At 68.9% G+C, this 15,555-nt stretch carries 12 protein-coding genes; 4 read left to right on the top strand and 8 right to left on the bottom strand.

What is annotated here, in order from left to right:
- The 6 genes from F787_RS16500 to F787_RS0111830 form a co-directional block, all read right to left on the bottom strand.
- Positions 1–3,170: autotransporter domain-containing protein (locus F787_RS16500; RefSeq protein ID WP_081694128.1), on the bottom strand; the 3,170-nt coding region annotated here is incomplete at its 3' end.
- Positions 3,171–3,320: 150 nt separating this feature from the next.
- Positions 3,321–4,859 (bottom strand): glycosyltransferase family 39 protein, encoded by a 1,539-nt coding sequence (locus F787_RS0111850; protein ID WP_028492313.1) that lies wholly within the window; start codon positions 4,857–4,859, stop codon positions 3,321–3,323.
- Entirely contained in the window at positions 4,856–5,617 is a 762-nt protein-coding gene (locus F787_RS0111845; RefSeq protein ID WP_028492312.1) for an SDR family oxidoreductase, read from the bottom strand. Before F787_RS0111845 ends, F787_RS0111850 begins: the two co-directional genes overlap by 4 nt.
- On the bottom strand, positions 5,614–6,906 hold the full coding sequence (locus F787_RS0111840) for an FAD-binding oxidoreductase (protein ID WP_028492311.1): 1,293 nt from the start codon (positions 6,904–6,906) through the stop codon (positions 5,614–5,616). The genes F787_RS0111845 and F787_RS0111840 overlap by 4 nt, the downstream gene beginning before the upstream one ends.
- Before the next feature lie 228 nt (positions 6,907–7,134).
- A complete protein-coding gene (locus tag F787_RS0111835; protein ID WP_028492310.1) occupies positions 7,135–8,112 on the bottom strand; it encodes a lysylphosphatidylglycerol synthase transmembrane domain-containing protein in 978 nt (325 codons plus the stop codon).
- The gene (locus F787_RS0111830) at positions 8,109–9,032 is read right to left on the bottom strand and encodes a UbiA prenyltransferase family protein (RefSeq protein ID WP_019589506.1); all 924 of its coding nucleotides are present in this window, start codon (positions 9,030–9,032) and stop codon (positions 8,109–8,111) included. Before F787_RS0111830 ends, F787_RS0111835 begins: the two co-directional genes overlap by 4 nt.
- 166 nt (positions 9,033–9,198) lie before the next feature.
- On the opposite strand from F787_RS0111830, the gene F787_RS0111825 reads away from it, so the two are divergent.
- The 3 genes from F787_RS0111825 to F787_RS0111815 all read left to right on the top strand — a co-directional run bounded on the left by F787_RS0111825 (position 9,199) and on the right by F787_RS0111815 (position 11,019).
- Entirely contained in the window at positions 9,199–9,702 is a 504-nt protein-coding gene (locus tag F787_RS0111825; RefSeq protein WP_028492309.1) for a hypothetical protein, read from the top strand.
- Between the two features lies 1 nt (position 9,703).
- Positions 9,704–10,597, top strand: a complete 894-nt coding sequence (locus F787_RS0111820; RefSeq protein ID WP_028492308.1) for a DMT family transporter — start codon at positions 9,704–9,706, stop codon at positions 10,595–10,597.
- Positions 10,598–10,665: 68 nt separating this feature from the next.
- The gene (locus F787_RS0111815) at positions 10,666–11,019 is read left to right on the top strand and encodes a DUF4870 domain-containing protein (protein WP_019569908.1); all 354 of its coding nucleotides are present in this window, start codon (positions 10,666–10,668) and stop codon (positions 11,017–11,019) included.
- A 30-nt stretch (positions 11,020–11,049) separates the two neighbouring features.
- Here the strand turns inward: F787_RS0111815 and fdxA are convergent, their stop codons facing one another.
- Together fdxA and mutS are read right to left on the bottom strand one after the other, a co-directional pair.
- A complete protein-coding gene (gene fdxA / locus F787_RS0111810; protein WP_018870469.1) occupies positions 11,050–11,373 on the bottom strand; it encodes a ferredoxin FdxA in 324 nt (107 codons plus the stop codon).
- A gap of 117 nt (positions 11,374–11,490) precedes the next feature.
- Positions 11,491–14,145 carry a DNA mismatch repair protein MutS gene (gene mutS / locus F787_RS0111805; RefSeq protein WP_028492307.1) on the bottom strand — a complete coding sequence of 885 codons (2,655 nt, stop codon included), beginning with the start codon at positions 14,143–14,145 and terminating at the stop codon, positions 11,491–11,493.
- A gap of 177 nt (positions 14,146–14,322) precedes the next feature.
- Between mutS and F787_RS0111800 the strand changes: the two genes are divergently transcribed.
- The gene (locus F787_RS0111800; protein WP_019589503.1) at positions 14,323–15,528 is read left to right on the top strand and encodes a hypothetical protein; all 1,206 of its coding nucleotides are present in this window, start codon (positions 14,323–14,325) and stop codon (positions 15,526–15,528) included.
- The last annotated feature ends 27 nt before the right edge of the window (positions 15,529–15,555 follow it).

The following is a 15,555-nucleotide window of genomic DNA, read 5'->3' as shown; positions in this document are numbered from 1 at the left end:
CCGCCGTAGGCGGCGAGGTGGATGGAGTCGACGTCGATGTCGCCCCCGGCGGTGTCGCCGCGGTTGCGGGTGTACCCCATGGCCGCACCGAGATGGAGTTCTTCGGAAATCGGGGCATCAAAGCCGACCGTGAGTCCGGTGAAGCGATAGTCGGCGCCGCTGGCGTTGGTGGTGTCGTCGATGTCACCGCGGCCACCTTCGGCATTGACCCACCAGCCCCGCGATGTTCCCGGGGAGTCGTCCAGCAGCCCTCGGGGCTGTCCGGCGGAGGCGAGCTGGAGGCCGGCGAGCTGCGCCAGGCTGGCGGTTTCGCGCGGTGCCTGCGCGCCCCCGGGCCCGGGCATCCGCCCGGTGAGGCCGGCACGGAAACGCTGGGCACCGCGCAGCCCGATCTGCTGGACGTGGGTGTGGTCGACGCCGGACAGGTCGTCCAGTGAGGCGCGGGCGTTGTCCTCGTCCATCGCGATGAGTGTATCCAGAACGGGAGACATGTCGGCATTCTGCGTCTGTTCATCGAGGCCGCCCGCTACGGCCCGCTGGTTGCGGGTACGCGCTACATCAACGAAATCCGCCACCTGAGTCAGGGTCAGATAGACCTGATCCGAACCGTAGCCCAGTTCGGATTCCAGAAATGCGAAATCATCGGTGACATCGCCAAACTCGCCGTACACCGCCTGCTCGGCGTTGAGGATCGTGTACGTCGTTTCGGGGTCCCACGTGCTTCCGTCATCGGTGCCGTTTTCGGCGGTGACGTGCACGCTGGCACTGTCGTCGATATGGATGTCACCTTCGACGGTCACGTAATCGTTGTGGACCCCGGCGGTATTGCCACCATCGTTGACTTCCACCCGATACACCGAGTCCTGGTCCAGTGTCAGGTCGCCGTTGGTGATGGTCAGGCTGCCGATGGAATTGCCGGGTGCGAGCATCCCGCGAATGGTGGCGTCGCCATGAACCTGTCCGTCGCCTCCCAGTTGGCCTCCGGATTCGACTTCGAGGCCGTCCTGGCTGGCGAGGATCCCGTTGACCACCAGCGTTCCCCGTGCATCCGGATCGTCTGCCACGATCACCCGGCTTCCGGCCGAGACTTCGGAATCCGGGGCGATTTCCAGATGACCCCGGCCCTGGAAGCCGACCGTGAGGCTCTCGGATACGATCCATTCGGAGTCCGATCCGGAGAGGTACACGGAACCTTCAGCGCTGTCGCGACCGCCGATGTACCCCCAGTCGCTGGTGACGCTTGCCCCGTCCTCGATATCGAGCCGCGCGGTGCCTTCGTCTCCTATGACCAGGGGGACATCCGTGTCCCAGGTGGAATCGGGGCCGGCAATCCGCGCACTGGCGCTGCTGTCCGGCTGAACGGCGAGAAGGGCCATGGACTGACTTTCGACTCGGGCGCCATCCAGGATCTCCAGTTGGCCGTGGCCGGCGCGCCCGATTTTCAGGGTGTCGCCGGTCTGCAGAATCGAGTCCGGTCCGGTGATGCTGACTTCGCCATGAGAACCGGATTCGGCCCCGATCCAGCTCTCGCCTCCAACGATGACGTGCCCTCCGTCGCGGACTGCGAGATCGGCCGAGCCATCCCAGCCGATAAACAGCCCGTCGTGCACCGTCCACCCGGATCCGTTGCCCCGGATCGTCGCCGTTCCCCGGGCGCCGTCTTCGATGCCGAGCCCACCGACGATGGATTCCGCCTCCCCGCCGTTGCTGAGCTCGAGGTCGCCTTCGCCTCCGATCCCGATTCCCAGGACGGACTCCGGGCCCTGGCCGGTGATCTCCAGCATCGAATCGGACCCGTCGATGACAACGGAACCCTCCGAGCCGGATTCATCGGCCACAAGGACGCGTTCATCGGCCTCGAGCCGAGCTCCGTCAAGGATGTGGAGTGCTCCTTCGCCCGCTTCTCCGACGAAGAGGTCGTCCCCCGCCTCCCAGCGGGAACCCGGACCGCGGAGCCGGACGAAACCATCGCTGTCTTCAACGTAGGCAATGTGGCTCATCCCTTCGGTGACCAGTTCGCCCCCGTCCAGGACCTCAATCTGGCCACTGCCGGCATCGCCGATGGCCAGGGCACCCTGCGCGGTCAGGCGAGAACCGGAGTCGGTAATGGTTGCTTCGCCCCGGCCCGAGGCCAATCGACCCAGAAACACGTTTGCACTGGTCACTTCGCCCCCGTTCCGGATGTCGAGGTGGCCTTCACCGCTCCATCCGGCCGTCAGGTCGCTGGTGGTCCAGCTGGATTCGTCCCCGTCGCCGGAAACGGTTGCGGTCCCGTGACCGGTAGCGTCAAAGCCAAGATAGGTATTGCCACTGGTGACCTCACCGCCGTTGGCGATGGTCAACTCCCCGTGACCGCCGCGCCCGACGGCCAGATAGGTCGTGATGTCCCACTCCGCATCATCGACTTCAACCGATCCGCTGGAGCCTTCGTGATATCCCACGTCGGCGTCCCAGTGTTCGGCAATCGCTTCGTCGTCCATTTCGAGCGAGCCGGTTCCCCTGTTGCCGACTCGTATGGAGTCCCCGACAAGCGTTGCATCGGTGATCCGGATGGTTCCGTTCGAGTCGGCGCCATTCCCCACGAAGTTGGTTCCCGATCCCTGCTCGAGTCGGGCGCCATCCTCCAGGACCAGTGTGCCGGTACCACCTATGGTACCCACATTCAGATTGAGATCGTTGTGCTGCCATTCCGCATCACCGCCGGAGATCACGGCTTCTGCGTCGGCCGAAGACCATATCCCGATGTCGACACGGGCGTTGGTGACGACGGCGCCTTCCACCTGGAGGTTCGCGGTTCCCCGGAGACGGAAATTGTCGTGGGTTTCGAGCGAACCGTCCGCCGTGATTTCCAGCTCTCCGTCAAGGAGTTGAATCCCGTCGGCTTGCGCTCCCGTATCAGCAATCTGTACGCGGTCATCCTCGTCGAGGATCAGGGCCTCGGTGTCAGCATCGGGGGCATCCTGATCCCAGTTACCGTCCTGAAACCAGTCGATGTTGGCCACAACGTCGTCGGTCCATTCGGTCTGATCGGCGCCGGCTCCGTTGATCCCGATGGCGAGGATGGCGGGGCCCACCAGTCCGGGGATGGTCCAGTGGCGGCGGGCGGAGGCGCGCGGCCTCAGAGCACGGTAAACGGCATGACTGAGCGGGGTGGGTCGAAATACTGGCATCCTGAGTCTCCCTGGAATCCTTGTGTGAACGAAACACGAAGACCCGCGATATCGGCGGGTACAGGGATTCTGGCGCCTCATGGCGCGCCGGGCCCCGTCTGAACAGGGGGGGTGCAGAACTTTTCGGGGCGGTCGTGTCGCCCCGTGGGTTCACGGGGTGTCGGCGTAGCGCTCGCGGAAGGCGCAGCGGCCTTCGGGGAGCCAGGCGGGGATGTCGTAGTAGCGTTCGAGGATCGGGCGCAGGATGTCCTCGTGGTAGGCGGCGTAGTCGAACCCGTGGCCTTCGGCGACCTGCCAGGGGATGCCGCCGGCCTCGCCGGTGCGGATCTCGATGCGGTCGAAGAACGGTGCCAGCTCTTCGCGGTCGACCTCGCCGCGGCGCGGGATGAACACGAAGTTCTCGCCGTCGAGGGCACGGAAATCGGTGATCAGGTCGTCCTGGCGGCCGTAGTGCGAGCCTTCGCCGAAGACCCCGAAGTAATGCCCGGAGTAATGGCTCAGCATGGCCGAGCGCGAGTAGCTGCGGGTGAAGAAATGCCAGTCTGCGTCGGACCGGTCCGCGTTGGAGTAGGGCTCGGTCAGCGCGGCGACCTCCTCGGGCGCGAGGTAGAACACCGCACTGGCGTGGTCGCCGTGGCCGCGCAGCCAGTCCACCGGCAGGGTGGCGATGGCCAGCAGCAACAGCGCGTGCAGCAGGGCCAGCAGGCCGGACAGCCAGACCGAGATCCGCAGGGCGCGGGTGGTGAGGAACAGCGCGGGCACCAGCAGCAGCGGGGCGAACACTGCCAGCCAGTGCAGCCCGATCCCGGCGAACGGCGAGAGCAGGGCGAACAGGCCCAGTGGGATCAGCCCGGCGGAGACGAACACCCCGAGGCGGTGTTCGCGCACGCCCTGCACCACGGCCCGGCGCTGGCGCGCGAGGAACCACAGCAGCCAGGGCGTGAACAGGTACACCAGCAGGGCGGCATAGGTCAGGGTGCCGCCGGGGTCGAAGCCGTCCCCGCCGTGGCGGTTCACCACGTTGAACATCACGTTGTACCAGCAGTTGTCCCAGTTCCAGTACAGGTTGAGGGCCACCGGCGGCAGCACGCCGAGGATGATCAGCAGCAGGCCGCGCCAGTGCTCGCGGGCGAACAGCATGATGTGCAGGCCGATGGCCACGCCCAGCAGCACGGCGAAGTATTTCGACAGGAACGCCAGCCCCAGCGCGACCCCGCCGAGGAAGAAGGCCAGCGCCGCCACGCCCGGGCGCGGTTCCCGCAGCGCGTACCACACCAGGCCGGTGGCCAGCAGGGCGAACAGGATCAGCGGGGTGTCGGTGGCCACCAGCACGGCGATGAACAGCAGCGGCATGAACAGCGCCAGCAGCGAGACCAGGCGGGCGCGCACCGGGTCGTGCCGGTGCCACAGGGCGAGGATCAGCAGCGCCGGGGCCACGGACACCAGGATGCCGGGGATACGGATCACCAGCGGCTGTTCGGACAGCGCGGTGACCGCGCTCAGCCACCAGCCGATCATCGGCGGGTGGTCGTAGTAGCCGAGATCCGGGTGGGCGGCCCAGATCAGGAAATAGGCCTCGTCGCCGGTGATCGGCAGCAGCGCGGCGATCAGTGCCTTCAGCGCGATCACCGCGAGCAGCACCGCCGGGTAGTGGCGGGCGGGCCCGGGGGCGTCGGCGGGCAGGCTCACAGCCGCAGATGCCGGAACAGCGGGTCGGGGATGGCGCGGATGATGGTCATGATCACCCGCCAGAACCACGGCAGATAGGCCACCGCGCGGCCCCGGCGCAGCGCGCGCAGGATGCCGCGGGCCACGCTGTCGGGCGAGGCCCACAGCGGTCCCGAGCGGTCGAAGCCCTCGGTCATCGGGGTGCTTACGAAGCCCGGCTTGAGGGTGACCACGTCGACGCCGGCCGGCGCCAGGCGGTGGCGCAGGCCCTGAAGATAGGTGGCCAGCATGCCCTTGGCGGTGCCGTAGACGTAGTTGCTCTGGCGGCCGCGGTCGCCGGCGACCGAGCCGATGGCGCCGATCACGCCATGGCCCTGCGCCTCGAAGTCGGGGGCGATGCGGGTGAGCAGGGCGACGGCGCTGGTGCCGTTGATGCGCAGCGCCTCCTGGGTGGCCTCCACCGAGTTATGGCTGGTGGCGGGATCGGGCAGGCTGCCCCAGGCCAGCAGCGCGGCATCCACCTCGCCCAGGTGTTCGCGGGCGGCGGTCCAGGCGTTCTCGTGGGTGGCCGGGTCGGCGGGATCGGCGGCCAGGCCGCGGATGCGCTCGCCCGCCGGGTCGTCGCCGCGCACCCGCAGGTCGGCCAGCAGGCTTTCCAGCCGTTCGGCATTGCGCGCCACGCAGAACAGGTGCGCGCCATCGGCGGCCAGGCGGCGGGCCACGGCGGTGGCGATGGCGGAGGTCGCTCCGAAGATCACGACGTGGTTGAGCGGATTCATGCGGTCACCCGGCGCCAGAAGCTGGAGGAGAATTGAGGGTCGGTCAACTTAGCGAACTCGATCCATTCGGGAAACCCGGCGCGGAACATCGCGCCGGACATGCGCGCGTCCTTGGCCGGGTACAGCGCCCCGTGCGCCTCGCGCACCACACGGTCGAGGCGCTCGAACAGCGCATGGGTCGCCGCCCCGCGATCGGGGAAATCCAGGGCCAGGGTGGTGCCCGGGCGCGGGAACGACAGCATCCCGGCCGGCGGCTGGCGGCCGAAGGTCTTGAGCACCGCGAGGAACGAGCCCTGGCCGCTGCGCGCGATCTGGCGCAGCAGTTCGGCGACGGCATCACGCGCGGTGCGTTCGGGGAGCACGCACTGGTACTGATAGAACCCGCGGCGGCCGTAGATGCGGTTCCAGTCGCGGATCCCGTCCAGCGGGAACAGCCAGCCGCGATGATGCGCCGGATGCGGGCTGCGGCGCAGCGGCTGGCGGAAATACAGCTCGTTGAACGCGCGCAGGCCGGGGCCGTTGACCAGCGAGAACGGCGGGTCCACCGGCACCCGCCGCCGGGGTTCGCGGAAGCGGGCGCGCGGGGGCGGGGTGACCGCGTGGCGCCCGGCGGAATAGATCCCGCGGCCCGGGGGATGGCGCCGGCCATCGGCCAGGCAGTCGATCCAGGCCACGGTGTAGGGCCATTCGCGGCGCGCGCGGGCATCCAGGGCCCAGAAATCGTCCAGGCTGTGGAAGCGTTCCGACCACACCGACATCCAGGCCGAGGACACCGGCACCAGCTGCAGGGTTACGGTCTCGATCAGCCCGGTCAGGCCCAGCCCGCCGATGGTGGCGGCGAACCAGCGCGGGTTGTGCTCGGGGCTGACCTCGACCCGGCCGGCATCGCTGCGGTGCAGAGTCAGGCGCTGCACGTGCGCGCCGAAGCTGCCGGCGACGTGATGGTTCTTGCCGTGCACGTCGTTGGCCACCGCGCCGCCCAGGGTCACGAAGCGGGTCCCCGGGACCACCGGCGGGAACCAGCCGCGCGGCACGCTCAGTTCCAGCAGTTCGTCCAGCGTGACCCCGGCCTCGGCGGTGAGGATGCCGGTCGCGGGGTCGAACTCGACGAAGCGGTCCAGCCCGCGGGTATGCAGCAGATGGCCGCCGGCGTTGAGGCAGCAGTCGCCGTAGGAACGCCCCATGCCGTGGGCCAGCAGCGGCCCGGCCGGCAGCCGGTCCGGGCGGAACGCCGGCGCGCTGTGCGCGGCGTGTTCCACCCGCGGGATGCGGTTCCAGCTGGCAGTCATGGCCCGCCCACCTCGTCGTTGCGATCCCCTGCAGGAGGCCAGCCCCCTGGCCGATTGGGCGCAGCTAATATCCTCTGCGCCTGAATGCGCGGGCGTCCACGCATCCGCAGGCCCCCGGTTGCCGGGGGTGCGACATTCCCTCGGGTACAGCCCGACAGCATGACGCCCAATCGGCCAGGGGGCTGGCCTCCTACAGGGCTTCGCCATGACGTGGTGAGAGCGAAGCGCCTACGCATGGTGCTCGTCCGGGAGTTCGCGGCCACGGGCTTCGGGATTGGTGCTCAGCGCGATCAGGCCCAGCAGCACCGCGAACCACAGGGTGGTCAGGCGGATCAGCGTGGTCGCGGCCACCGCATCCGCCGCCGGCATGTCGTGCAGCAGGAGCAGGCCGATCATCACCGCCTCGGTGCCGCCCAGCCCGCCGGGCAGGAAGCTCAGCGCCCCGGCCAGCATGGCCAGGGCGAACACGAAGGCGGCGAACGCGAATCCGGCCTCGAACCCCATCGCATTGAGGATCCACCAGAAGGCCAGCGCCTCGGCGCTCCAGGCCACCACGCTGAGGGCCGTGGCGCCGGCGAGCAGGCCGGGTGCGTGGCAGCGCCGCGCCTGCAGCAGGATGGTGGCGGCGTGATGCAGGCCGCGCCACAGCCGCCGGCCGGGGCGGTCCGCGTGGCGTTGCAGGGCCTCCAGCGGTCGCCGTTGCGACAGCACCAGCAGGCCCGCGGCCACGGCCGCCACGCCGGCCAGGATCAGCGAGGTCCCCTGAGTCACCAGCGTGAGCCCCAGCAGCGACAGCAGTACCACCGCCACCAGATCCGACAGCCGTTCGCTGACGAACGCGGCGAAGCTGTCCGGATAGGGGACACCCCGGCGCTTGAGCAGTACGCCGCGCAGGGCCTCGCCGGCCTTGCCCGGGGTGGTGGTCAGGGCAAAGCCGGCGAGGTAGATGTGCAGGCTGGCGGGCGCGGCGACGTGATGCGCCAGCGCCCGCAGGTACAGCTGCCAGCGGGCGAACCGCAGGCTGTAGTTGACCAGCGACAGCGACAGGGCCAGCAGCAGGCCGAACGGGCCGACCTGCACCAGCGCGTGCCAGACCTCTTCCGCACCGGCCCAGATGGCGATGCCCAGATACGCCGCGGCGGCCACGATCACCGACAGGATCAGTCCGCGCAGGCGCCAGCCGGTCAGGACCGGGTTCCCGCTCACGACAGCACCGCGAGAGTCACGCCCAGCCAGGCCACCACCGTCACCAGCAGATGGGCATCGGTGAACAGGTCGCGCGAGGTGTCGCCGCCGCGCCCGCGAAAATGCAGCAGGTACAGGTAGCGGAAGATCCCGTAGATCACGAACGGCAGGGTGTAGATCAGCTCATCGGTGCCGTGCAGGGCGATGACCTCCGGGCTGACGGTGTAGAGCCCGTAGGCGATCACCGTGCAGGCCGCGCTGATCGCGATGAACTGGTCCAGCAGCGCGGTGGAATAGTCGTCCAGCACGCGCCGGGTGTCGCCCCGAGTGTCGCCCCGGCTGTCGTCCCGGGATTCGGGGGCGGGGTCCGCGGGCGCCGGGCCGGCGGTCACGGCGGTTTCCGCCAGTTCCGAGCGGCGCTTGGCGAAGCCCAGGAACAGGGTCAGCATCAGGCCGCACAGCAGCAGCCACTGCGAAGGTTCGATGCCCAGCCCCAGGGTTCCGGCCAGGATGCGCAGCATGAAGCCGCCGGCGATGCTGAACACATCCAGGATCACGACATGCTTGAGCGCCAGCGAATAGGCGATGTTCAGCACCAGATAGCCCGCCAGCAGCCCGGTGACCCAGGCGCTGACCAGCAGGCCCAGAGCCAGCGCCAGCACCACCAGCACGCTCAGGATGATCCGCGCGGCCGGGATGCCGATGGCCCCGCTGGCCAGCGGGCGGCGGCATTTGGTCGGGTGCCGGCGGTCGGCTTCGACGTCGAGGATGTCGTTGAGCACGTACACCGCGCTTGCCATCGCGCAGAAGGCGAGGAACGCGAGCGTGGCCGCCAGCAGGGTCTCGCCCTCCCAGGCATGCGCGAACACCGGTCCGAGGAACACGAACCCGTTCTTGATGTACTGGTGCGGGCGCAGCAGTTTGAAAATCGGCTGGAGCATCGGTGCGTGCGGAAAGGCCGGCGGAACGGGCTGGCAGTGTAGGCAAATGCGCCGTCCGGTGCACCCGCGAAGATGGGCACGTGCCCGGTTTCGCAGTGTGCGCGGGTGCGATCGGTTACCATCCGGGACGTTTCTCCGATCAATCCGCTGTCACCGGGAGTCTGTCATGCAAGCACTGTCCGTCCTGAAGAAAACCGTCGTCCTGTCTGCCGGCCTGGGCCTGCTGCTGGCCGCCGCGCCGGCGGCCGCCGATCTGTCCGAGGGCGACGCCTTCCCCGACGTCACCCTCAACGACCAGCACGGGGAGCCGCTGGAGCTGCCCGGCGATGCGCGCGTGGTGCTGATGACCGTGGAGATGGCTCCGGCCGACATCACCAATGATGTCCTCGGGGACATGGGGCCCGAGGCGATCGAGGAGGCCGGCATCCGCTACGTGGCCGATACCCACGGCATGCCGCCGTTCGTGCTCGAGAACGTGGTCATGCCGCGCATGCAGGAGCGCCCCTATCGCACCGGGGTGACCGAAGGCCCCGGGGACATGGGCTTCATGCCGCATCAGCGCGATCATGTGAGCGTGGTGTTCCTGGATGGCGAGGGTACGGTGACCGGCACCGGCGCGGCCGCCAGTGAGGCCGCCCTGCGGCAGATGCTGGAGGGCGCCGGCGACTGAAATGGCCTTCCTGCTGGGCCTGCTGACCGCGCTGGGCTACGGCGCGGGGGATTTTCTCGGCGGCCTGGCCTCGCGGCGGGTTTCGGCGCTGGTGGTGGCCTGCTATTCGCAGCTGCTGGTCACCGCACCGCTGCTGATGCTGGCATTGCTGATGGCGGGGCTGCCCGGGGAGGCGGCCCTGCTGTGGGGCGGTGCCTCGGGCGTGGCGATGGCGCTGGGCCTGCTGGCCTACTACCGCGGGCTGGCCGAAGGCTACATGGGGCTGGTCGCGGCGGTGACCGGGGTGCTGTCGGCGCTGGTGCCTCTGGCGGCGGGGCTGGCTCTTGGCGAACGCCCGGGATGGTTGTCGCTGGCCGGGATCGTGGCCATCGTGGTGGCGATCGCGCTGGTGTCGGGCGGGGCCCGGGAGGCCAGTCCGCGTGACCCGGACGCGCCGGTGCGGGGGGCGGATGGCCACGGTCACCGCGGGCCGCATCCGCTGCTGGGGGTGTTCGACGGCGTGCTTGCCGGGGTCGCCTTCGGCCTGGTGTTCGTGTTCCTTGACCAGGCCAGCGAAGGCTCGGCCCTGTGGCCGGTGGTCATGGCCGGCGGCGTGGGCGGGCTGGTGCTGCTGGGCGTGATGCTGCTGCATCGCCCCGAGCGACACATGGCCCGCAGCACGCTGGTGCTGGTTGCGCTGGCGGGCCTGCTGCCGGGGCTCGCCACCCTGGCCTTCGTGGTGGCCGTGCGCATCGGGCTGTTGTCGGTGATCGCGGTGGCCGGGGCCCTGTCGCCGGCGCCCACCGCACTGCTGGCGCGGTTCTTTCAGGCCGAGCGCATGAGCCGGCTGCAGCTGGCCGGCTTCGGCTTTGCGCTGGTCGGCATCGTGCTGATCGTACTGGGCGGGGCCGGGTGAGCCGGGAGGACCATGACCCGTAGGAGCGCGCTCGCGCGCGAATGCAGCAATCGTAGAAGGAGAGAGGCATGGAAACGGAACTGGCGAATGAACCCCGCACCGACCGCACGTTCGTGACGATCATCTACGTGCTGTATTTCGTCGGCTTCTTCATCGCCATCACGGCCCTGGTCGGGGTGATCATGGCGCACGTGAAGCGCAGCGATGCGGATGCGATCAGCGAGACCCACCTGCAGTATCAGATCCGGACCTTCTGGATCGGTCTGCTGATGGCCGTGCTGGCAACCCTGACCGCGGCGATCGGGATCGGCCTGATCATCGGGCTGCTGTTCCTGGTGTGGGTGCTGGTGCGGTGCATCAAGGGCGTGATCCGCAACAGCGACGACCGGGCCATCGAGGACCCGGCCACCTGGCTCTGGTAAGCCCCGCAGTGCGGGGCTCCGGGCGGGTTCTCAGCGCTCCAGGTACTGCAGCTTGCCCTCGACGCCGTCCCATTCTTCCGCGTCTTCCGGCGGGTCCTTGCGCGCGGTGATCACCGGCCAGGTGCGCGCCAGTTCGGCATTGAGCTCGATCATGTGCACCTGGTCCTCGGGCACGTCATCCTCGGGGACGATCGCCTCGGCCGGGCACTCCGGCTCGCACAGGGTGCAGTCGATGCATTCGTCGGGGTCGATGGTGAGGAAGTTGGGACCCTCGTGGAAGCAGTCCACCGGGCAGACTTCGACGCAATCGGTGTACTTGCACCGGATGCAGTTCTCCAGAACGATGAAAGCCATTGCGCTTCTCCATTGGTCGTGTTGCGACGCCACGGCTCCTGTGTGCCGTCGCTCGGTCCGTTCGGCGTATTGTAACCGCTCCTCCCGAGCGGCCGGGAATCCCGGCTGCCGCGGCTGTTATTCCGCGACTCCCCGTTCCAGCGTGTCCTTGAGCCGGTAGAGCGCGTCCAGCGCCTCGCGCGGGGTCAGGCCGTCCGGATCGAGTTCTGCCAGGGCCCGCGCGACGTCCCGCGCCGGCTCGGGTACTTCGGGTGCCCGCGGGGCGGGTTCTTCCGCCGCCGCGGGTGCGGGCGGCTCCGGCGGGAACAGCCCCAGCTGGGGCGAGTCGCTGTCCCGGGCGCGGCTTTCCAGATCGGCCAGATGGGTGCGGGCGCGCTGCAGCACGTCGGCCGGTACCCCCGCCAGCGAGGCCACCTGCAGCCCGTAGCTCTGGTTGGCCGGCCCCTCGCGGACCTGATGCAGGAACACGATGTCGTGGCCGTGTTCCACCGCGTCGGTGTGGATGTTGGCCACCGCCGGTTCGCGTTCGGCCAGCGCGGTCAGCTCGAAGTAATGCGTGGCGAACAGGGTCAGCGCGCGGTTCTCCCGCGCTAGGCGCTCGGCACAGGCCAGTGCCAGCGCCAGGCCGTCGAAGGTGGAGGTGCCGCGCCCGATCTCGTCCATCAGCACCAGGCTGCGCTCGCCGGCGTTGTGCAGGATGCTGGCGGCCTCGGTCATCTCCACCATGAAGGTCGAGCGCCCGGAGGTCAGGTCGTCGGAGGCGCCGATGCGGGTGAAGATGCGGTCCACCGGCCCGATGCGGGCCACGTCCGCGGGCACGAAACTGCCCATGCAGGCCAGCAGCACGATCAGCGCGGTCTGGCGCATGTAGGTGGACTTGCCCCCCATATTGGGCCCGGTGATGACCAGCAGCCGGCGGCTCTCGGGATCCAGTCGGGTGTCGTTGGCCACGAACGGGGTGTCCAGGCTGGCCTCCACCACCGGGTGGCGACCCTGCTCGATGTGGACGCCGGTCTCGGGCACCAGTTCGGGGCGGCTCCAGTCGAGCCGTCGGGCGCGTTCGGCGAGGGTGGCCAGCACGTCCAGCCGGGCCACCGCGTCGGCGATCGCCCGCAGGCGGTCGGCGCGCCCCTGCAGGCCGGCGAGCAGGTCGTCGAACAGCTGGCGTTCGTGCGCCAGGGCCTGTTCCCGTGCGGACAGGATCTCGTCCTCGAAGCGCTTGAGTTCCTCGGTGGTGTAGCGCTCGGCGTTCTTCAGGGTCTGGCGGCGCATGAAGCGCCCGGGCAGCTCCTCCGATCGCGAGCGGCCCACCTCGATGTAGTAGCCGTGCACCCGGTTGTAGGCGACCTTGAGCGTGGCGATGCCGGTGGCCTCGCGTTCGCGCGCCTCCAGGTCTCGCAGGAAGCCGTCGGCGTTGTGTTCCAGATCGCGCAGGCGGTCGAGTTCGGGGTCGAAGCCGGGACGGATCAGGCCGCCGTCGGTGACCCGGATCGGCGGCTCGTCGACCAGCGCGCGGGCCAGGGTTTCGCTCAGTTCCGTCTCCGGCGCGAGTTCGTCGCGCAGGGCGGCGAGGGTGTCGGCCTCGTCCGCGGCGGGCTGCAGTGCCGCGTGCAGGCCGGGCAGGCGTTCCAGCGCCGCCTGCAGCGCAACCAGATCGCGCGGCCGTGCGGAGCCCAGGCTGATGCGCGAGACGATGCGTTCGACGTCGGCCATGCCGGTCAGGGCCTCGCGCAGGCCTTGTTCGGCCGCGTGGTCCAGCAGCGTGGCGATGCCCTGCTGGCGTTCCCGCAGCAGGGCCCGGTCGGCCAGCGGCTGGTGCAGCCACTGCGACAGCAGCCGGGCGCCCATGGGGGTGCGGCTGGTGTCCAGCAGGTCGAACAGCGAGCCGCGGCGTTCCCCGCTCAGGGTGCGGGTCAGCTCCAGGTTGCGCCGGGTCGCCGGGTCCAGCATCAGCATCTGGCCGCGGTGTTCGCGCCCGAGCCCGGTGATATGGGCAAGGTTGCCGCGATGCTGTGCCTGCACGTAGGCCAGCAGCGCGCCCGCGGCGGCCAGGCCCAGCACCAGGTCGTCGCAGCCGAAGCCGGCCAGATCGGTGGTGCCGAAATGGCGGGTCAGGGTACGTTGCGCGGAGATCGCGTCGAAATGCCAGTCGGCATGATGCCGCGGGGCCCAGGCCTCGATCCCGGGGATCGCCGGGGCCGGGTCGGGGACGAGGCATTCCACCGGGTCGAGACGCGCCAGTTCGGCCTCCAGTTCGGTTGCGTCGGCGACCTCCAGCACCCGGAAACGGCCGCTGGCGAATTCCAGGCTGGCGATGCCGTAGCCTTCGTTGCGGCCGCGCACGGCGGCGCTGGCGGCCGGACACACGGCGACCATGCGATTGACCTGGCGGGCCTCCAGCAGGGCGTCCTCGGTGACCGTGCCCGGGGTCACGATGCGCACGACCTCGCGCTGTACCGGGCCCTTGTTCTCGCCCACCTGTCCGGTCTGCTCGCAGATCGCCGCACTCTCGCCCAGCTTCAGCAGCCGCGCGAGGTAGCTCTCCAGGGTGTGCACCGGGATCCCGGCCATGGGGATCGGCTCGCCGGCCGACTCGCCGCGGCGGGTGAGGGTGATGTCCAGCAGCCCGGCGGCGCGCTCGGCGTCGTCGTAGAACAGCTCGTAGAAGTCCCCCATGCGGTAGAGCAGCAGGGTCTGCGGATACTCCGCCTTGATCCGCAGGTATTGCTGCATCATGGGGGTATGTTTTGACAGGGCGTCCGCGTCGCTCACTGGCCGTTCCTGCTGTTCGGGGGCGTCGGTGGCCGGATTGTAACGGGTCCGGTGGGGGGTGCGGGGGGTTATGTGACGCAATCGCCGGAATGTCCGGGGGCCGCGGGACTTCCCTTGCTCAAGGATAAGAGCGTGCTTATATTAGAAAACACTAAATAACAGGAAAGGAGAGCCCGCATGATTCGGAAGAACCTCGGGGAAGAATACAGCCCGATGTATTTCCTGGGCGCACTGGGGGCCGGTGGCACGGCCGTTACGTTTTTCATGTTCCTGATGTTCATGACGCCCTATGACACCCCGATCCCCACATACGAGGCCATGATGGCGCTGATGGCGGGCGAGGGCCCGCTGATCGCCGTGCTGGTGGGTGCGGCCATGGCCGGCATTCTGTTCTTCGTGGCCCTGCATCTGCGCCTGCTGGTGTGGAATATCCGCGAATACCGGCAGTTTCGCCGGACCGAAGCCTTTACCCGGCTGCGCCGTTCCAACCAGGAAGTGGCCCTGATGGCGATCCCGCTGACCCTGGCCATGACCATCAACGCCGGTTTCATCGTCGGCGCGGTGTTCGTGCCGGGGCTGTGGAACGTGGTCGAGTACCTGTTCCCGCTGGCCATGCTGGCCTTCCTGGCGGTTGGCGCCTTCGCGCTGGTGATCTATTCGCGCTTCCTGGCGCGGCTGTTCACCGAGGGGGATTTCGATTTCACCGGCAACAACAACCTCAGCCAGCTGCTGGCGGTGTTCGCGTTCGCGATGATCGCCGTGGGGCTGGCGGCGCCGGGGGCGATGAGCGAGAACCTGGCGATCAACGCCGCGGGGATCTTCTTCTCGCTGACGTTTGCCGCGCTGGCCCTGGTGCTGGGGCTGGTGATGTTCGTGCTGGGCTTCAAGTCGACGCTGCGCTACGGCATCGCGGAGGCGGCCAGCCCGAGCCTGTGGATCGCGATCCCGATCCTGACCCTGCTGGGCATTGCCTTCATCCGTCATCAGATGGGGCTGCACCACGGCTTTGGGGCGCCACTGAACGAGGCGATGCTGTTCGTGTTCACCTCGCTGGTGCTGGGCGCTCAGCTGGTATTCGGCCTGATCGGCTATGTGGTGATGAAGAAGCTGGGCTACTTCCGTGACTACATCCACGGCGAGAAGAAGAGCCCGGTCAGCTACGCGCTGATCTGCCCGGGGGTGGCCCTGGTGGTCTTCTCCTGGTTCTTCATCAATCTGGGACTGGTGTCCAACGGGGTCGTCGAGCCGTTCAGCGTGGCGTATTTCGCCCTGCTGGCGCCGGTGGTCTACCTGCAGGTGGTGACGATCGCCACGCTGTTCCGGCTGAACCGCAAGCTGCTGCGGGCGGAACCGGCGACCGAGGGCGCCTCCCAGCAGGCGTGATCGCGCCGCCCGATCGGTGCCTGACGG

Origin of the sequence: Thioalkalivibrio sp. ALE19, from assembly GCF_000428605.1 — a bacterium.
Classification (GTDB): domain Bacteria; phylum Pseudomonadota; class Gammaproteobacteria; order Ectothiorhodospirales; family Ectothiorhodospiraceae; genus Thioalkalivibrio.
The sequence above is the reverse complement of the archived record's forward strand: the minus strand, read 5'-3'. Positions and strand labels throughout refer to the sequence as shown.